Source organism: Clostridium sp. 1001283B150225_161107_B6 (genome assembly GCF_015556325.1).
Taxonomy (GTDB): Bacteria; Bacillota; Clostridia; order Lachnospirales; family Lachnospiraceae; genus Enterocloster.
Map to the genome: position 1 here is coordinate 113,697 of NZ_JADNMD010000018.1, position 19,041 is coordinate 132,737.

General features: G+C 51.1%; 18 protein-coding genes and 1 riboswitch. Of the genes, 14 read left to right on the plus strand and 4 right to left on the minus strand.

The genetic code is table 11. The features are described 5' to 3' along the window. Positions 1–38: 38 nt before the first annotated feature. From I2H39_RS27335 to I2H39_RS27370, 8 genes are all read left to right on the plus strand, one after another. Entirely contained in the window at positions 39–1,904 is a 1,866-nt protein-coding gene (locus I2H39_RS27335) for an iron ABC transporter permease (RefSeq protein ID WP_138306903.1), read from the plus strand. 18 nt (positions 1,905–1,922) lie between these two features. Then, the gene (locus I2H39_RS27340) at positions 1,923–3,053 is read left to right on the plus strand and encodes an ABC transporter ATP-binding protein (protein ID WP_195628003.1); all 1,131 of its coding nucleotides are present in this window, start codon (positions 1,923–1,925) and stop codon (positions 3,051–3,053) included. A 41-nt stretch (positions 3,054–3,094) separates the two neighbouring features. Further along, positions 3,095–4,417, plus strand: coding sequence for an ABC transporter substrate-binding protein (locus I2H39_RS27345; RefSeq protein WP_138306905.1), 1,323 nt, complete (start codon positions 3,095–3,097; stop codon positions 4,415–4,417). A 33-nt stretch (positions 4,418–4,450) separates the two neighbouring features. Then, entirely contained in the window at positions 4,451–5,296 is an 846-nt protein-coding gene (locus I2H39_RS27350; protein ID WP_138306906.1) for an HAD hydrolase-like protein, read from the plus strand. Positions 5,297–5,747: 451 nt separating this feature from the next. Further along, positions 5,748–7,136, plus strand: coding sequence for an MATE family efflux transporter (locus I2H39_RS27355; RefSeq protein WP_195628004.1), 1,389 nt, complete (start codon positions 5,748–5,750; stop codon positions 7,134–7,136). A 69-nt stretch (positions 7,137–7,205) separates the two neighbouring features. Next, positions 7,206–8,390, plus strand: a complete 1,185-nt coding sequence (locus tag I2H39_RS27360; RefSeq protein ID WP_138306908.1) for an iron-containing alcohol dehydrogenase — start codon at positions 7,206–7,208, stop codon at positions 8,388–8,390. 63 nt (positions 8,391–8,453) lie between these two features. Next, a complete protein-coding gene (locus tag I2H39_RS27365; protein ID WP_195628005.1) occupies positions 8,454–9,044 on the plus strand; it encodes a nitroreductase family protein in 591 nt (196 codons plus the stop codon). Between the two features lie 89 nt (positions 9,045–9,133). Next, a riboswitch (FMN riboswitch) is annotated at positions 9,134–9,252 on the plus strand. Between the two features lie 137 nt (positions 9,253–9,389). After that, positions 9,390–10,016, plus strand: a complete 627-nt coding sequence (locus tag I2H39_RS27370; protein WP_138306912.1) for an ECF transporter S component — start codon at positions 9,390–9,392, stop codon at positions 10,014–10,016. A 27-nt stretch (positions 10,017–10,043) separates the two neighbouring features. On the opposite strand, the gene I2H39_RS27375 is transcribed toward I2H39_RS27370, so the two are convergent. The 3 genes from I2H39_RS27375 to I2H39_RS27385 all read right to left on the minus strand — a co-directional run bounded on the left by I2H39_RS27375 (position 10,044) and on the right by I2H39_RS27385 (position 12,904). Further along, a complete protein-coding gene (locus I2H39_RS27375; protein ID WP_138306914.1) occupies positions 10,044–10,934 on the minus strand; it encodes an AraC family transcriptional regulator in 891 nt (296 codons plus the stop codon). A 73-nt stretch (positions 10,935–11,007) separates the two neighbouring features. After that, positions 11,008–11,952 carry an AraC family transcriptional regulator gene (locus I2H39_RS27380; protein WP_138306916.1) on the minus strand — a complete coding sequence of 315 codons (945 nt, stop codon included), beginning with the start codon at positions 11,950–11,952 and terminating at the stop codon, positions 11,008–11,010. 148 nt (positions 11,953–12,100) lie between these two features. Next, positions 12,101–12,904 (minus strand): MBL fold metallo-hydrolase, encoded by an 804-nt coding sequence (locus tag I2H39_RS27385; RefSeq protein ID WP_330640737.1) that lies wholly within the window; start codon positions 12,902–12,904, stop codon positions 12,101–12,103. Positions 12,905–13,036: 132 nt separating this feature from the next. On the opposite strand from I2H39_RS27385, the gene I2H39_RS27390 reads away from it, so the two are divergent. The 4 genes from I2H39_RS27390 to I2H39_RS27405 all read left to right on the plus strand — a co-directional run bounded on the left by I2H39_RS27390 (position 13,037) and on the right by I2H39_RS27405 (position 17,318). Further along, positions 13,037–14,974, plus strand: coding sequence for a fructose-1,6-bisphosphatase (locus I2H39_RS27390; RefSeq protein WP_138306954.1), 1,938 nt, complete (start codon positions 13,037–13,039; stop codon positions 14,972–14,974). Continuing rightward, positions 14,974–15,477, plus strand: coding sequence for a DUF1700 domain-containing protein (locus tag I2H39_RS27395; RefSeq protein ID WP_138306921.1), 504 nt, complete (start codon positions 14,974–14,976; stop codon positions 15,475–15,477). The genes I2H39_RS27390 and I2H39_RS27395 overlap by 1 nt, the downstream gene beginning before the upstream one ends. Before the next feature lie 137 nt (positions 15,478–15,614). Continuing rightward, the gene (locus tag I2H39_RS27400; protein ID WP_195628007.1) at positions 15,615–16,355 is read left to right on the plus strand and encodes a C40 family peptidase; all 741 of its coding nucleotides are present in this window, start codon (positions 15,615–15,617) and stop codon (positions 16,353–16,355) included. Positions 16,356–16,595: 240 nt separating this feature from the next. Then, positions 16,596–17,318 carry an NlpC/P60 family protein gene (locus I2H39_RS27405; protein WP_195628008.1) on the plus strand — a complete coding sequence of 241 codons (723 nt, stop codon included), beginning with the start codon at positions 16,596–16,598 and terminating at the stop codon, positions 17,316–17,318. Between the two features lie 149 nt (positions 17,319–17,467). Here I2H39_RS27405 and I2H39_RS27410 read toward each other — a convergent pair whose 3' ends face one another. Continuing rightward, the gene (locus I2H39_RS27410; RefSeq protein ID WP_138306927.1) at positions 17,468–17,671 is read right to left on the minus strand and encodes a cold-shock protein; all 204 of its coding nucleotides are present in this window, start codon (positions 17,669–17,671) and stop codon (positions 17,468–17,470) included. Positions 17,672–17,916: 245 nt separating this feature from the next. On the opposite strand from I2H39_RS27410, the gene I2H39_RS27415 reads away from it, so the two are divergent. Together I2H39_RS27415 and I2H39_RS27420 are read left to right on the plus strand one after the other, a co-directional pair. After that, positions 17,917–18,423 carry a hypothetical protein gene (locus I2H39_RS27415; RefSeq protein WP_207747008.1) on the plus strand — a complete coding sequence of 169 codons (507 nt, stop codon included), beginning with the start codon at positions 17,917–17,919 and terminating at the stop codon, positions 18,421–18,423. A 26-nt stretch (positions 18,424–18,449) separates the two neighbouring features. Then, positions 18,450–18,692 carry a hypothetical protein gene (locus I2H39_RS27420; RefSeq protein WP_195628010.1) on the plus strand — a complete coding sequence of 81 codons (243 nt, stop codon included), beginning with the start codon at positions 18,450–18,452 and terminating at the stop codon, positions 18,690–18,692. Positions 18,693–19,041: the final 349 nt, after the last annotated feature.

Consider the following 19,041-nt stretch of genomic DNA (forward strand, 5'->3'; position numbering starts at 1 on the left):
ATGAAAGAGTATGCAGGCAACAGAAAGGAGCAGGCAGTATGCAGACAGACACAAAGGCCGGAACAAAAGGCGGCGTCCCGGAGTTTTCCAGGAAACGCCGGCTTATGAACCAGGCAGGAAGCATTGTAAAGAATCCTTACAATATCATGGTGGTCATTTCCGTGGTATTCATGGTTTATCTGATTCTGATTCCATTGGGACAGATGATTATACAGACACTTACCCTGGCAGGCGCGGATGCAGCCAGAGTGGACGGGGGCCAGGAGGGGATGTTTACCCTCTATTACTGGAAACGGGTCCTGACCAGCAGCATTTCCCAGAAAATGCTGTGGACGCCCCTTAAGAATTCCTTATTGATATCCGTGTGCACGGCTGCCTTTGGAATCACCCTGGGCTCCCTGCTGGCATGGCTCATGGTCCGCAGCGACCTGCCCTATAAGAAATTCTTTTCTTTGGCCCTTATCATTCCCTATATGATACCATCCTGGTGCAAGTCCATGGCATGGCTTACCATTTTCAAGAATGAGCGTGTGGGCGGCGCCCAGGGTCTTCTGGGATTTTTGGGAATCCAGACGCCGGACTGGCTGGCTTACGGGCCATTTGCCATTATCGTGGTGCTGGTCATCCACTATTACGCCTACGCCTACCTGCTGGTGTCCTCAGCCCTCAGCTCCATCAACTCAGAACTGGAGGAAATGGGGGAAATCCTGGGAGCCAGCAAGGCCAGGATACTTACAAAGATTACCTTTCCCCTGGTGATGCCGGCCATCCTGTCGGCAGTCATCATGACCTTTTCAAAGGCCATGGGTACTTTCGGCGTACCATCGGTTTTAGGCCTTAAGATTGGATACTACACCGTATCCACCACCATGTACAACTCCATTCAGAACGGCCAGAACCGGGTGGCGTTTGCCATATCCCTGATTCTCATTGCCATTGCATCCTTCAGCGTGTTCCTGAACCAGAAGGCCATTGGCTCCAGAAAATCCTTCAGTACCATCGGAGGCAAGGGAAGCAGGAGCAATCCCATCAGACTGGGAAAGTGGAGACCGGTCATTGTTGGAATCCTCATTGCCTTTATTGCGGTGGCCGTGGTGTTCCCGGTGGTCATCCTGCTGTACCAGTCCTTTATGCTGGAGCCGGGCAACTACAGCCTCAGCAATTTTACCCTTCATTACTGGACCGGAGGTTCGGTTCCCACCATCGACCAGGGTGAGCCGGGCATATTTAAGAATCCGCAGTTTATGAAATACGTGGTCAATACCATTAAGCTGGTGGTGCTTACCTCCCTGTTCGCAACCGTGTTCGGACAGCTCATCGGCTATATCAATTCCAGGGGACGCAAGCTGTTCTCAGGAAAGCTGGTGGAGCAGCTGGTGTTTATACCTTACCTGATTCCGTCCATTGCCTTTGGCGCCATGTACCTGGCCCTCTTTGCAACGGCCAAGAAAATAGAAATGTTCGGCTACCGCATCACCCTGGTGCCGTCCTTGTACGGGTCCTTTGCCCTGCTGGTGCTGATTGCGGTGGTGAAGAACATGCCCTTTGCCTCCAGGGCAGGAACGTCCAATATGCTCCAAATCAGTACGGAGCTTGAGGAGGCCGCCCAGGTGGAAAATGCAGGATTCCTGCGCAGGTTCTTTAAGATTGTGTTCCCCCTGTCAAAGGGCGGTATGATAAGCGGATTCATGCTGGTGTTCATCAGCATCATGAAGGAACTGGACCTGATAGTCATACTCATGACGCCCAGCCAGCAGACGCTGCCCTATATGGCCTATGCCTATTCGGCAGAGAACCTGATACAGCTGTCAAGTGCCGTGACCATCGTTATGTTTGTACTGGTATTCTTCGTCTACTGGTTTGCCAATACCTTTACGGACGCGGATATCACCAAGGGCTTTTAATGCAGGAGGATATGAAAGATGAGCAGAATTGAATTAAGAGGAATCAATAAATATTACGGCAAGAACCATGTGTTAAAGGACATCAACCTGGTGATTGAGGACGGGGAGTTCATGACCCTGCTGGGGCCGTCCGGCTGTGGCAAGACCACTACGCTGCGCGTGGTGGCCGGCCTGGAGAAACCCCAGGAAGGATATATGTACATGGGGGACAGGGAGATTGTCAATGCGCCTGAAAAGTTTTATGAGGAGCCGGGAAAGCGCCATTTAAACCTGGTGTTCCAGTCCTATGCCCTTTGGCCCCATATGACGGTATTTGATAATGTTGCCTTTGGCCTGGAGGTGGCAAAGGTTCCGAAGGAGGAGATACGTAAAAAGGTTGAAAATGCCTTAAAGCGGATGAGGATTGAGGCGTTTATTGACCGGTATCCGTCAGAGCTGTCCGGCGGCCAGCAGCAGCGCGTGGCCATAGCCAGGGCCATTGTGTCGGAGCCGGAGGTGCTGCTTCTGGATGAGCCGTTGTCCAACCTGGACGCAAAGCTGAGAATCGAGATGCGAAGTGAAATCAAACGGCTCCATCAGGAGCTGGGCACCACCATTATCTATGTAACCCATGACCAGACAGAGGCCCTGACCATGTCCACCAAGATAGCCATTTTCTTTGAGGGCGTGCTGGAGCAGGTGGCGCCTCCCATGGAGCTGTACCAGAACCCGGCCTCCCTGCGGGTGGCTGATTTCATCGGCAATCCAAAGGTGAATTTCCTTCCGGGAAAGGCGCAGGTGTCAGACGGTACCATGACAGTGGAATCCGTATTGGGCACTGTGTCCTTTGGCAGCGCATCCTTTACCCAGGCTGCTCCGGACAGCGGAAGCTTTGAGGCAGTGGTGGGGGTGAGGCCGGAGCTGGTGGAGATATTGGACGGACCTGCAGAGGGAAGCATAGAGGCGGAGGTATACTCCGTGATGCCTGCCGGCTCAGAGACAACCATTTACCTGGAAGTGGGCGGGGAACGTATTCTGTCAAAGCAGAACGGCCTCAAACAGTACAGCCCGGACCAGAAGGTGTGGCTGCGGATTAATCCGGATAAGATGAATGTATTCTGCAAAGACAGCGGCAGGCTGGCAAAGCTGGCTGTCATGGATGCACAGTAAATGATAGAAATGCAATCAAATAAAATAAAGGAGAAGATATCATGAGGAGAAGAGGAAAACGTTTATTGGCACTGGCATTGGCAGGCATTATGGCCGCGTCTGCACTTACGGGCTGTGAGAAAATTGAGGACACGAAGGCTGCTTCCGAGAACACCACAGCGGCCAAGGCAGCAGATGAGGGCAAGGCCGGGGAAGCATCAGGAGAAAAGGAGGCACAGAAAGAGGACGCGGGAGATAAGGCCGGCGAAAAGGCGGCAGGGGAAAATACGGCGGCCACACCGGAGGAGCAGTGGGCTGTGGATGCCGGCCTGTATGAGGATGAAACCTCGGATGAGCTGTATAAGAAGGCACTGGATGAGGAGGGCGGAAAAGTAGTCATTTACTCCATTTCCAGCCGTATGGCAAAGGTAAAGGCCAGCTTTGAGGAGGATTATCCGGGTATGACTCTGGAGGTATATGATATCAATGCTAATGATATGTCCACCAAGCTGGGCACAGAGTATAATTCCGGAATCCGCACGGCTGACGTAATCCACTCCAAGGAGCAGACAGGGGATTACATGATTAACTTCTTTAACAAGGGAATCCTGCACAATTACCGTCCTGAATCCATTTATAAAAATGTGAACCAGGAATATCTAAAGGATATGACGCCCCTGTACTTTGAAACTGACTGGTGGTTCTACAATACCGGCGTCTATACGGAGACACCCATTACCAACTGGTGGGATGTGACAAAGCCGGAATGGAAGGGAAGCTTTGTACTCCAGAATCCAATCGGTACGGTGAGCTACATGGCGCTGTTCACCACCATGGTGGAGCATGCGGACGAGATGGCGGAAGCCTATAAGGCGTGCTACGGCGAGGACATTGTGCTGGCTGACGACGAGCCAACGGCAGCACATGCCTGGATGAAGCGCGTACTGGCAAATGACCCGGTTATTTTTGACTCCAACAACGAGGTTATCCAGTCCGTGGGAGAGGGCAAGGAATCCAAGCTGATTGGCTACACACCATCCTCCAAGTACCGGGAGCGCGCTGACAAGGGCTGGAACATCGAATCCGAGCCGCTTAAGATGGAGCCTGTATCCGGCGTGGCCTTTATGAACTTTGTGGCAGTTGTAAACGAAGCGCCCCATCCAAACGGAGCAAAGCTGCTGATCCGCTATCTGTTAGGCGGCGAGGATGGAAACGGAAATGGAATCAAACCATTCAACACCATCGGAGGATGGCCGGTACGCCCTGAAACCACCCCGGCAGAAGGCAATGTTCCGTTGGAGGATATGAAGCTCTGGATGATTAATTATGACTTCGTCTATAAAAACCTGCAGGATGTACAGGACTACTGGTACCAGTTCCGTTAATCCGCAGTGGCGTAAAGGAGAGGAGAGCTTCGGATGCCGGACATATTAGAGGGATACAGGAAGCAAAAGGAATATCTGATTTGCGTCGATTCAGACGGCTGTGCCATGGATACCATGGACACAAAACATATAACCTGTTTCGGGCCCTGCCTGATTCCCGTATGGGGGCTTTCCCAGTGGGAGCCGGAGATACTGAAGCGTTGGGATGAGATTAATCTTTACACCATGACAAGAGGAATCAACCGCTTCAAGGGTCTGGCCATGATTCTGGAAGAGATTGACAGGAAATATAAGGAAGTGCCGGACGTGGAAGCCTTTGTCCTATGGACCGGAGAAGCGGCTGAATTGTCAAATCCCGCTGTAAAGGCCCAGTGGGACCTGACCGGAAAAGAGATATACCGTCAGGCTCTGGAATGGTCCGAGGAAGTAAACCGGAGAATCGGCACCCTGCCGGAGGAAGCAAAACGCGCCTTTGCCGGTGTGCGGGAAGCCCTTAAGGCGGCTCACGGGATGGCGGATGTGGCAGTGGTGTCCTCCGCCAACCAGAGGGCCGTGGAGGAAGAATGGCAGAGGCAGGGCCTTATGGAATATGTGGACGTGGTCCTGTCCCAGGACGCCGGGTCAAAGTCCGCCTGCATACACGCCCTGCTGGAAAAAGGCTATGCCCCGGACCATGTGCTGATGATAGGGGATGCCCCGGGAGACTGTGAGGCTGCGGCGGACAACGGGGTGTTCTATTATCCCATCCTGGTAAAGCATGAGGAGATGTCGTGGCGCCGGTTCCCCGGCGAGGCACTGGCCAGGCTGGCCAGGGGGACCTATGGAGGGGGATGGCAGGAACAGATGGTAAGGGAGTTCCGGGATAATCTGTCAGGATAATCAGCGGTATAATCAGCGGAGAAGCCGGCCTTGACACTTCCTGCGCGGCAGGTTACAATAAAAGAATCATATTTGAATTCGAAAAGGTTAAACATCATGAAACTGTGTATTGGATGCGCTCCGGACAAATGGATAAGATGAAGCATTGTACGGAGTAAAAGACAGGACAGGGACAGTCCCTGGCGCTTCATCGGCAGAGCTTGATTTTTAAGTACATGGTCTAATGGAATCAGCGTATCTCCATTAGCAGGCTTTGCCGTGCAGTGAATGATGTATTTTCGGGCCGCAGCGATGTTTCGTCTGCGGCCTTTTGCGCGGTCCGGGGACGTATGTCCATGAGCGGACATGGGAGCAGGAACTGCGTGGTTTCAGCGCAGGAAACACTGGAAGCAGAAGGTTTAACGCAGGAATGCGGGACCTTCTGCTTTTACTTTATTCGGAGGAAAATATTATGAATCTTATGGAACAGGACCTGACAGCAGGTAATATCACAAAACAGCTTATCCGGTTTGGAATCCCGCTGTTTTTTGCCAATCTTCTTCAGTCCTTTTACAGTATCGCGGACATGCTGGTGGTGGGACATGTGGTGGGCAGCACAGGGCTGGCTGCAATCAGCAATGCGTCCATGATTAGTTTTATTATCAATTCCATCTGTACTGGCGTGACCATGGGGGGAACAGTTCTGGCAGCCAGGTGCAAGGGCGCAGGGGACAGACAGGGACAGAGGGAAACCATAGGCACCCTGTTTTCCCTGTCGGCCGGGGCTGCAGTGCTGGTGACACTGGCAGGGCTGGCCGTCTATCCCCCTGTATTCAGACTGCTGGGCGTGCCGGAGGCCGCCATGAAGGATGCCTGTGACTATATGTTTATCATTTGCTGCGGGACCATCTGCGTCTTTGGCTACAATGCTGTATGCGCCGTCATGCGGGGCATGGGGGATTCCCGGAGCCCCCTGTATTTTGTCCTGGTGGCAACGGCGGTGAACATCATACTGGACATCCTGCTGGTGGGGGTATGGGGGATGGGGACAAAGGGCGCTGCCTATGCCACTGTTTTCTCCCAGGGCCTGTCCTTTGCGGTTTCCGTGGTTCATCTGCGGAGGCGGGATTTTGTCTTTGATTTCAGGCGGAGGAGCTTTGCTGTAAAATGGGACAGGCTGGTATCCATTCTGTCAGTGGGGCTGCCGTCCGCCGTACAGATGGTGGTGGTCAATCTCTCCTATCTGCTGATAACCGGTATGTTCAATGCCCATGGCATGGAGGTGGCTGCCGCTGCGGGAATCGGACTCAAAGTCAATACCTTTGCAGGCATGCCCTGCTGGGCTGTGGGGCAGGCTGTGACAGCCATGACGGGCCAGAACATGGGGGCAGGTGAGACGGGACGCGTAAGGGAGACAGTGAGGACAGGGCTGGCGATTAATCTGGCGGTTACGCTGTGCGCGGTCCTGGCAGTCCAGGTATATGCGGTCCCCATCCTGTCCCTGTTTGCGCCTTCTGACCAGGCTGTGGTCCAATACGGCGTCCTGTATCTGCGCATCTGCTGCTGTGCCAACAGTCTGGTATATGCGGTCATGTATACCTACGATTCCTTTGCCACCGGCGTGGGAGCTGCCTATGTGGCAATGGCCAACTCCCTGTTTGACTCTGTGGTGGCGCGCCTGGCCCTCAGCTGGCTGCTGGGTTCCCTGATGGGGCTTGGGTTTACGGGAATATGCCTGGGGCAGGCCCTTTCGCCCCTGCTGCCCGCCCTGGCAGGAGCCTGGTATTTCAGGTGGGGAAGATGGGAAAAGAAAATGGGAGAGGCAAAAGAAGGGCAAGGGAAAAACAGACAGCAGATTTAAGTGGAAAAACACCCCTGATTTATGTATAATGAAGACAGCAATAAACGCGGCATGAAGGAGGTTTACATAATGGAGAATTTTGAGTTTTTCACACCCACCAGGATGATATTCGGAAAGGATACCCATCTGCAGGTAGGAAAGATTGTAAAGGAATATGGATTTAAGAAGGTGCTGGTGCATTTCGGCGGGGCCAGCGCTAAGAAGACAGGACTTCTGGATGCGGTTACAGGTGCCCTTGAGGCGGAGGGAATACAGTATGTAACGCTGGGGGGCGTGCAGGCCAATCCCACCCTGGCAAAGGCAAAGGAGGGCATCAGCCTGTGTCTGAGGGAGGGAGTGGACCTGGTGCTGGCTGTTGGAGGAGGAAGCGTGATTGATTCTTCCAAGTGTATAGCAGACGGCGCAGGGAATCCGGATGTGGATGTATGGACCTATTTCCGCCAGGAGGCGGTTCCGGCCAAGGCCCTGCCGGTCGGCGTTATCCTCACCCTGTCTGCATCCGGCAGCGAGATGAGCGCTTCCTGTGTGATTACAAACGAAGAAAATGGCTTTAAGCGGGGTTTTAACAGCTTGACCCACCGCCCCCTGTTTTCCATCTGCAACCCGGAGCTGACCTGCACGGTAAGCAGATACCAGACAGCCTGCGGCACGGTGGACATCATGATGCACACCCTGGAACGGTATTTCAGCAAGACCAGGGACACGAATCTGACGGACCGAATAGCCGAGGCCCTGTTAAAATCCACGGTGGAGGCTGGCAGGATTGCCGATAAGGAGCCGGATAACTATGAGGCCAGGGCCGCCCTTATGTGGGGAGGAAGCCTATCCCATAACGGACTGACAGGGGCAGGAAGGAATTTCTTCATGCAGGTGCACCAGCTGGAGCATGAGCTTTCCGGCATGTACCCCTCCATTGCCCATGGGGCTGGTCTGGCAGCTCTGTGGCCATCCTGGGCCAGGTTTGTGTGTCCTTCCGATGTAAACCGTTTTGCCCAATATGCGGTCCAGGTGTGGAACATAGACATGGATTTTGACTGTCCCATGAACACGGCACTGGCGGGAATCCGGGCCACGGAGGATTTTTACAAGAGTCTGGGTATGCCCTCCTCCCTGAGGGAACTGGGCGTGGAGGAAGAACGCCTGGAAGAGATGGCTTGGAAATGCACCAACATGGGTAAACGCACCCTGCCGGGTATACGGGAACTGGGCAAGGAAGAGATGATGGAAATTTACAGGATGGCCATGGGGGAGTAGGGAGCATGGGCATGCAGTGTCCGCAGGAGTTTGGCATACCAGGAAACAATAAGGAGACAGGGAATGGATGCAATTGACAGCCGCAGAAGCATACGCAGGTTTTCAGACAGGGAGATACCGGAAGAGGTTATCTGTAAAATTATAGAAAGCGGGATAAAGGCCCCGTCAGCCAAGAACAGGCAGCCGTGGAGATTTATGGTTATCCAGGGACAGGCCAAGGCGGACATGCTGAAGGCGTTCCGGGCCGGCATCCAGCGGGAGAAGACAGGCCGGGCGCTGCTGCCGGACAGCAGCAGACACCTGGGAGGCGCGGAGTACACGGTCCGAATCATGGAACAGGCGCCTGTGGTTATATTTGTTTTGAATCCGGAAGGAAAAGGGCTGTTTGCTCCCCTGAACGATGAAGACCGGATTTATGAGCTCTGTAATATCCAGTCTGTCAGCGCTGCCATTGAAAATATGCTTTTGGAAGCAGCGGACATGGGAATCGGCAGTCTGTGGATTTGCGACATATTTTTTGCCTATGAGGAGCTGTGCAGATGGATGGACTGCGGGGATGAGCTGGTGGCGGCCGTGGCCTTTGGCTATGGGGAGGAGTCCCCGTCCTCCCGTCCCCGCAAAGGGCTGGAGGATGTAGTGGTCTGGAAACAGTAAGTCCGAACATTAAGCCTGAAATGCAGAAATTATGGCGCGGCCTATTGCCAAGCGCCTCCATGTGTGCTATGATGCAGCTATAATAAAATAAAGTTCTTCGGGGCAGGGTGTGATTCCCTACCGGCGGTAATAGTCCGCGACCCGCTACGGCGGCTGATTTGGTGCGATTCCAAAACCGACAGTATAGTCTGGATGAGAGAAGAAGATGTGTAAGCGGTAGATGAACAGGCCCCGGATTATTTGCGTATCCGGGGCTTTTATAGTGCACGCATTCCGAAGGACATGTATCGCACGTAAGCAGCCAAAATACGGCTGCCAAGTGCTCATAACTAGGAGGATAGGAAAATGAAACAGAATCGTTTGCTTAGTGTAAGGAATGTAACCGTCATGGCCATGTTTGGCGCTCTGGCGGCAGTGCTTATGATTTTTGAGGTGCCGCTGCCATTTATAGCACCGTCGTTTTACGGCATGGACATCAGCGAGGTGCCGGTGCTGGTGGGAACCTTTGCCCTGGGTCCTGTGGCAGGCGTTGTCATGGAGCTGGTGAAAATTTTGGTGAAGCTGATACTGAAGCCAACCAGTACCGGATTTGTGGGTGAGTTTGCCAATTTCTGCTTTGGATGCTCCCTCGTGCTTCCGGCCGGTATTATCTACAGGCTTAAGAAGACAAAGAAAGGGGCAGTTATGGGAATGGCAGCAGGAACCGTGATTATGACAATCGTGGCAGTGATACTCAATGCAGTTGTCATGCTGCCTTTCTATTCCCACTTTATGCCCCTTGACACCATCATTGCGGCTGGCGCAGCCATTAACCCTGCTATCAGCAACGTATGGACATTCGTAATCCTGGCCGTGGGCCCCTTTAATATACTGAAGGGAGCCATTGTAAGCCTGCTCACCGCCCTGGTTTATAAGAGGGTCAGCGTCATCATCCATTCGGATTCAGGAAGACGGGCGGTTAAGGCTTCTTAAGGACAGACAACAGGCATGTGACGGGTATCAGCCGCGGGAGGGGGCCTGTTTTACCGGAATCATCTCAATATACCCCCTGGCCCCAACCGGTTCCAGCTGAATCCTGGGATTTTCAGGGTCGGGAACCAGGCCGATGACCGACAGGTCGTACCGGTCCATGGCTGTCTGAACCATCTGAATGGCCTGGCAGAAGTCCTCTTCCTCAAAGGGCTCTCCCTGAAACATGAGGTACCTGGCGGCAGGCAGCTCAATTATATCAAAACCCTCAGGCACAGGGCCGCTGTAGTCCGGGGCAACTTCCACACCCTGTACATACAGGGAGGTTCCCTCCGGGCGGTACTGCCTGGGAAGCCAGAGGCATACCGGTTCCCCGCTGATGGACCTGATGCTGGTGAGAAGCCCCCACACGTCACAGCCGGCTTCATTGCAGTAGGTCCAGTAATCCTCTGCGTTTACGCCGCGTTTAAGTATGACTTTGCGGGCTGGTTTTTCAATGACCTGAATAAATACATTTTTAATTTGTTCCATATTCACTGGCTCCTTTTCTATGAATCTGTATTTTACGCCGTAGGGGGTCATCAGATAAAGGGGTACGGGATGTGCGGCGTACTCGCGGGGATTACAGCCAAATTCCCGGTGAAATGCCCTCTGATACCCGTCCACGCTTCCGAATCCCATGTCAAATGCGGCATCAATGATTCTGCAGTCCTCATCCCGCAGCCGCAGGGCGGAACGGGACAGCTTGAGGCGCCGGATATAGTCAGCCGGTGAAAGTCCGGTCAGCTCCTTAAAAAGCCTGGCAGAATACCAGGGAGAAAAATGGGAGGCTTCCGATAAATCAGCCAATGAAATGGCTTCCTGCCAATGGCTCTCTATATAATCCTGCATTCTCTGGACTGCTTCTATCCGCTCTTTCATCTGTATCACCTCCTGCATTTAAGATTATACTGAACCGGGAAAAGGAATTCTCGACTATTCTTGCACAGATTGGCTATAAGATGGGAATCCAGTATTCAATCAGACTCTTTCCGTCCTGCCCTGTTTTTTCCCCGTATTTTGCAAAGTCATACATGGCTTCGCTGTTTAACCGGCAGGTGGATTGGGGAAACCACACTTTATAGATGTATTCAGCCACAGGCTGCAGGCTGTCCTCACACCGTCCCCTGAAGCAGAACACAATATATCGGGAGGCGGGAAGCACCTTCCGCACCATTCCCGCCGGAAGGTCTGCCTGGACGCCGGTGCTGCGGACTCCGGAAAAGGGCCGGGAGGCATTCCGGATTTGGGCGTCAGTACAAGAGGGAGAGGTATCCCGGATTTGGGCGGCAGCATAATAATCAAAGGCCGGCTGTCTTTTTCCATCCATATCCCAATTCGTGTAATCATTGAGCCCAATGAGAAATTCCATCTCGGTCCGGCCCGGAATCAGATGCTTTTTTGCATGTATCCGCCGCCAGCAGGTTCCTATAACAAAAAATCCCAGGCGCGTATTTCTGCAATAGCCGGCCAGACAGATGGCCTCGCTGTCAGCGGTCCGTATATCCATCACCGCGTCTCCTCTCAGATAATCCTTCCCGTCCACCGTGAATTTTAACTGGAATGGATGGAAGTCCCCCCTTTTCCTGAATGCATCAGGACTGCATCTGAATACGGATTTAAAACCAGCGCTGAAGGAACGCTGGGTTTCATATCCCGCGGACAGGGCTATATCCAGAATGGGCCTGCCGGTAAAGACCAGCGCCCTGGCAGCTTCGGTGAGCCGCCTTCTCTGGATGTAGCCATGTACGGTAAAGCCTGTGATGCTTACAAACATTTTGCTCAGATGGTATTTCGAATAATTTGCCTGCCTGGCCACGCTGTCAAGGGTCAGGTCTTCTTCCAGATGGCTGTCTATATAGTCCACAGCCTCCCGGATGGTTTCAAGATTTGTCTTCATGTTTATCACCCCTATCCAGTATATAATATCTGCATCCGCGAAGTTTCACATTTCTTGCGCATATAAGCAGAAAAATCACCACGGAACATAAAACCGTGGTGATTTCGCATCTCATGATATGACCATGCAATACCGTATACCCTTCAGGTTACAGGGGAATGATTTCACCGTCATCCGGCACAAGCAGGTTGCCGTGATAGTACTGCCTGCCTTCGGATGTATAAAGGGATTTGCGCTCTGCCAGGTGTTTGTCCTCGGTATGCCATAATACAAGGTTGGGGATGGAGAGTTCCTCCCCCAGCTCGCAGGCCTCCTTCACCGTGCTGTGGTGCTTTTCGTAGGGCTCGAATATCTCACGGTCCCGGTACAGACAGAATGCCTCGTGGAGCAGCCAGTCGCTGCCCTCCACATAGGGGCGGCACTCTGCATTATAGGGTTCGTCGCCTGCGCAGGTGAATCTGCGGCCGTTTTTCAGGATGGTGGTAAAACCGAACTGTCTGGCCTTGGTAGACAGGATGTCAAAGAAGGTGACATCATAGTCCAGGATACGGACTGTCTCGCCGTCCTCCACAGGCACCAGGAAAATGCGGCTTCCAATCATCTTATAAAACTTGCCCTGAATGGTCAGGCGGCAGATGGTGGAGATGGTATCCACCAGTCCCTGGTGGCAGTAAATCTGCAGTTCTCCTTCATACTTCCCTTTTTTCATGGCGGCAGCCACCATGCGCACCATCCAGACAATACCCATGATATGGTCCGTGTGCTCATGGGTCACGAAAATGTTGTGGATATGGCACAGGTCCACATCCATATTCTCCAGAATGCGCAGGATGCCGTTTCCGCCTCCTGCATCCACCATGAAATATTCATCCCCGTCCTTTATTGCAAAACAGGTGTTATAACAGCGGGTGGCCTGGGCATTTCCTGTTCCAAATACGTATAATTCCTCCATTGGCATCTCTTCTCCTTAGAAAAAATTTAGATAATCTTAAACCTTTGTTCAGCTGGAAAAACTTTTCATTTCATTAAGAATATGTTACTATAACTTTAAATAAAATGCAATTGGGATTGGGGGAATATGATGATGAGGGATTTGGCATATCTTAAGCTCCTGGCAAAAGAATACCCCACAGTTAAGGAAGCCACCAGCGAAATTGTCAATCTGACAGCGATTTGCAGCCTTCCGAAGGGAACAGAATACTTTTTCAGCGACCTGCACGGGGAGTATGAGGCGTTCATACACCTGCTGCGGTCTTCGTCCGGTATCACCAGGGAGAAAATCAAGGAGACATTCGGCCACCTGATTCCGGAGGAGGAGCAGGTACAGCTGGCCAACCTGATTTATTATCCGGAGCGGAACCTGGCCCGTATGATGAAGCAGGGGCACTACACCGAGGATTGGCAGAAAATCACCATCTACCGCCTGGTACAGAGCTGCAAGGAGGTGTCCTCCAAGTACACCCGCTCCAAGGTCCGCAAAAAGATGCCGCAGGAATTTGCCTACATCATTGACGAGCTGCTTCACGTGGACTACAACGACGATAACAAGAAACTGTACTATAACGAAATCATACATTCCATCATTGAGAATGATACGGCGGACAAGTTCATCATTTCCCTGTGCCACCTGATTCAGAACCTGACCATTGACAATCTGCACATTATAGGGGACATCTATGACAGAGGTCCCAGGGCGGACATCATTATGAATGAGCTCATGTGCTTCCACGATGTGGACATACAGTGGGGGAACCATGATATTTCCTGGATGGGTGCAGCCACAGGCAATCTGGCCTGCATCTGCAATGTGCTGCGCATTGCCATCAGCTACAACAGCTTTGATGTGCTGGAGGATGGCTACGGCATCAATTTAAGGCCACTTTCCATGTTTGCGGCCAAGGTGTACCAGGAGGACCCCTGTACGCGGTTTATGCCCAAGATTCTGGACGAGAACATCTATGATGCAGTGGACCCCGGTCTGGCTGCCAAGATGCACAAGGCCATTGCCGTGATTCAGTTCAAGGTGGAGGGCGCCATGATTAAGCGCCATCCCGAGTATGAGATGGACGACAGGGTTCTGCTGTCCTGTATTGATTTTGAGAAGGGAACCGTGGTGATAGACGGGAAGACATTTCCTATGATGGATATGAATTTCCCCACCGTGGACCCCAAGAATCCCCTGGAACTGAGCCGGGGGGAGAAGGAGCTGCTGCGCACCCTGCAGGCCTCCTTTAAGCACGGGGAACTGCTGCATAAGCATATAAGGTTCCTGTATTCCCATGGAGCCATCTATAAATGTTATAATTCCAATCTCCTTTACCATGGCTGTATCCCCATGAAAAAGGATGGTTCTTTCGATACCATTACCATGAATGGGGTATCCTATGGAGGGAAGGAGCTGATGGACTTCTTTAACCAGCAGGTGCAGAATGCCTATTTCATGCCTGAGGGAACGCCTGGAAAGGAACTGGCCATGGACATGATGTGGTATCTGTGGTGCGGGGCAAAATCCCCGGTGTTCGGCAAGGATAAGATGACCACCTTTGAACATTATTTTGTGGAGGATAAATCCACCCACAAGGAAGTGATGAATCCCTACTACCAGCTGAGCCTGAAGGAAGAATTCTGCAACCGCCTGCTGGAAGAGTTCGGGCTTCCCGTGGAGGGCTCCCATATCATCAACGGCCATGTGCCTGTAAAGCTGAAGGACGGGGAGAAGCCCATGAAGGCGGGCGGGAAGCTGTTCATCATTGACGGCGGTCTGTCCAAGGCTTACCAGAGCACCACGGGCATTGCTGGATATACATTGATTTATAATTCCCACCACCTGGCCCTGGCGGAGCACAGGCCCTTTGACCCAAAGAAGGAGAGCACTCCCAAGGTATCCGTGGTAGAGAAGGTAAAGAGCAGGGTGATGGTGGCTGATACGGATAAAGGAAAAGAATTAAAAGGACAGATAGCCGATTTGAAGGAGCTGGTAGCTGCCTACAGAGAGGGAACGATTAAGGAAAGGGTTGAGTAATGAGCAGGACAGAATTTTTGCAGGGACTAAAAAGCGAGCTGGAAGGACGGGTGCCCTATTCCGTCATACAGGAGAATTTGAGGTATTATGACTCCTATATCATGGAGGAGGCTGCCAGGGGCCAGACAGAGGATGAGGTCATAGAGAGTCTGGGAGGCCCTAGAATCATAGCCAGGACCATAGTGGATGCAGTCCTTGACACCGAGGACAGGCCGGACGGATTTGATTCCTTTGAATCAGATGCAGCCTACCGGACCGGGTCAGCAGGCGGCAGCCAGGAAGAACGGGAGCCGTTTGGCAGCAGGAACCGGGAGGTCCATTATGTGGACTTCAGCAAATGGTATGTCAGGCTCATTGCCGGGCTGGTGGTATTCCTGGTTATATTCCTGGTAATGACCGTGTTCTTCGGCATCATGGGACTGGCCGGCTGGATTCTGTCTTATATATGGCCGGTGCTGCTGGTCATGCTGGCCGTGTGGATGTTCAGGGGACCCAGAAGATAATCCGCGGATAATATGACGCTGATATTACAGGAGCTGTTAAAAAGCAGCTCCTTTTTCTTGACAAAAATGTGAATAAATAATATACTGATTTTAATAAACGTAATATTTGCGTAATATTTACATTTTCAGGAAAATAGATGGCAGTTAGGAGAATCAGCGTGAACATAAGGGGATTAAGGAAAGGAATCATAAAGGCATCGGGACTTATGTGCCTGTGTGCAGGACTGTGGGTGATGAACCCCATGGACAGCCAGGCAGCCGTAAGACAGGCAGAGGTCCAGACACGGTCCTCCTATGTGGTGAAGATAGAGGCGCCCGCCGTGGACGTACACAGAAACGCCAGCGAGGGTTCTGCCAGACAGGGCCAGGTCATGAGAGGGCAGACCTATGAAGTCCTGGGCAGGACGGAACAGGGCTGGGTCAAGATTCGCACCGGCGGAAGAGAAGGCTACATAAAGACGTCAGGTAATGCCACATTGGTGGAAAAAGCCCATGAAACCGTGGATGAGAATGCCAAGATGCGCCGCCAGGTAGTTGAGTATGCCCTTCAGTTCGTGGGCGGACGTTACCAGTACGGCGGAGTGGACCCCAATAAGGGTGTGGACTGCTCCGGCTTTACCAGATACGTGCTGGGCAAGGCGGCATCCATCAGCCTTCCCCACTCATCCACAGGACAGTCCTCCTACGGAAAGGCTGTGACAGAGGACCAGATGCAGCCGGGGGACCTGCTGTTTTATGCCGGGGGCGGCGGTATCAACCATGTAGCCCTGTACATAGGAAACGGGGAAGTGGTACATGCATCCACAGAGAAGACGGGAATCAAGACCTCCCCATATGATTACAGAAAACCAGTTAAGATTGTGAGCCTGCTGTCCTGAGACAGCGGGCTTTTTTTGGTTTGGACCTGCGGGAAGAGTTGTTAAAGGGGAAAAGTTCATTTTTAATTCAAAATCACTACATAAAATGTTAAAAATAATGAAGGAAATATTAAATATGTCTAAAATTGTTGACGTAAGACAAAATTGTGATATAATACATTTGTAATGAATGTAACAATTATGTAATAAATAAAACTCCGGCTACATTCAGCATAAAACCATGATGGGAGAGTTTCTTCAATGAGAAAAATGTTAGGCAGCCTTTTAAAGGCAGGAGCTGTATGCGGGATGCTGATGGTTATGAACCCATTCACTTCCCTGGCTGCAATCGGCCCTGGATTCACAGCAGGTACATACGTGGCCACCATTACAGCGGAGAGCGTCAACATTAACAAAAGCCAAGACAGTGAAGAAGTACTGATGACAGCCAAGGTAGGGAGTGAATACGAAGTTCTGGAGGACATGGGAAACGGATGGATGAAGGTCCGGGTCAATGATTCCGAAGGATTTCTGCCTGTATCCGGTAATGCCACCGTGGAGCAGGTAGGAGAGGATGAGATGGCAGAGGTACAGCAGGACGCCATTGAGGCTTCAGGTACATATAAGCGCCAGCAGGTAGTGAATTATGCCATGCAGTTCGTAGGCGGAAGATACAAGTACGGCGGCAGCGACCCGCGCACCGGGACGGACTGTTCCGGATTTACCAGATACGTCCTGCAGAATTCAGCAGGCATATCCATGAACCGCTCCTCAGGCGGACAAGCCCAGCAGGGGATTGCCATCAGCGCCGACCAGATGCAGCCAGGGGATTTGATTTTTTACGGAAGCGGAAGAGGAATCAACCACGTAGCCATGTATATCGGCAACGGACAGATTGTACATGCTTCAACGGAGAGGACAGGCATTACCGTGTCCAACTGGAATTACAGGAATCCGGTGAAGATAGTGAATGTGTTAGGATAGGATTTTCAATATATATAAGCAGGGCCTGCCGGAGCAATCCGGCGGGTCCTTGTGCTTTTGGGCCTGGATGCATGGGAGCAGGGGGATGGCTGACCGAACAAAAAAGACCGTTCTCCATAGGAAAACGGTCTCTGTCAGGTCAATCTCTATTATGCGGCGCAGACATTTACTGCCTGTAAGCCTCTTGGGCTGTTTGTGATGTCAAATGTAACTGGCTGGCCCTCTTCCAGAGACTTAAAGCCATTGGAAGAAATTCCGGAGAAATGAACGAAAATATCCATTCCGTTCTCTTCGTTTGTAATGAAGCCGTAGCCCTTCTGTGAGTTAAACCATTTTACTGTACCTTTGTTCATGAAAGATACCTCCATAATATAATATTATATTTTTCGATAAAAATAAAAATCACATATTTTTGTAAATCATCATAGGAATAATGACTTACAAAAATATGTGAAATCAAAATCTTATAAAAAATACTTCTTAACCATACCATGTTCTGCAGGGGAAGTCAAGGGAAAATCAAAAAATTTTAAAGGGTATTTTGGTGAGTATATGTGAAGGGTGTGGTATACTGTTTCCTGCAGGATACAGAAACGAAATGAAAGAGGGAAAAGTGATGAGGGCAGTTAAATGGAAGATTGGCCTACTGTCATTGGTTTTAAGTGCAGCGTGTACATTTAATACCTTTGCAGAATGGAAACAGGCACAGGACGGAAGCTGGAAGTTTTATAATACGGATGGGACATTGGCCTGCAATAAATGGGCAAAGTCCGGGGAGGCCTGGTTTTATTTTGATGAGAACGGTACAATGGCCAAAGATAAACTGATTGATGATAATGGAATATTTTATTATGTTGGCGCTGACGGAAAAATGATAACAAATACATCGGTTGTTGTGGACAGCGTAACCTATTATGCCAGGAATAACGGCGCCCTGTCTATTTCCCAGACCAATGAAAGCAGGGCGGATTTTAGAAATTGTAACTGGAACAGCTCAGGGGCGGATATAAAGCCCAGATATATTATGATTTTGGGGTGGATGGAGCATTGCACAGCGGTTTGTATATTTTTACCGAAGATTTTTCGCAGGGGTCTTACTATATAGATATGTATGGCGCGCTGAAAGATTCCTTGAATTCATTATACGGAGAGCCGGCGTCAGATAAGATACGCAGCCGCGGCGACAGGGATTTGATAGAAATGCTGGATAGCGCTACAGCCCTGTCACTTGGGTATACCGGCTACAGAACTGTATGGAATACCAGTACAACCGATATATACTTAACCATGGATTCCTCTGATTATGACGTAAATGTTTATGTGGAATACAGACAGAAGGGATATGAACAGCCGTCAAATACCGGCGGTTTATAGGATGTGGATTCGGCTGCACTCCTTCATACACAAAGAGTTGCCCCTGGATAGGGGAGCTATCCAGGGGCTTCTCAAGGGGAGTATAAATAATTAATAAGGATGAGGTCATGGTTTAAGGGAAACCATTTTACCTCATATTATTTATAATATATTTTATGGAAAAAAGCAACCTTTTTTTATTTTATCGTATAAAAGTGGTGCAATTCTGCCATACTATTGCTGTAACTAAATAAGAATGTTTTTAGGAGGTATTGAAGATGTCCAATAAGAATCCCGTCTTTGGGCTTTAACACCATAATTCTTTAGGGGCAATTCAACACATCATATATTTACAGTCAGCATAGTTGCT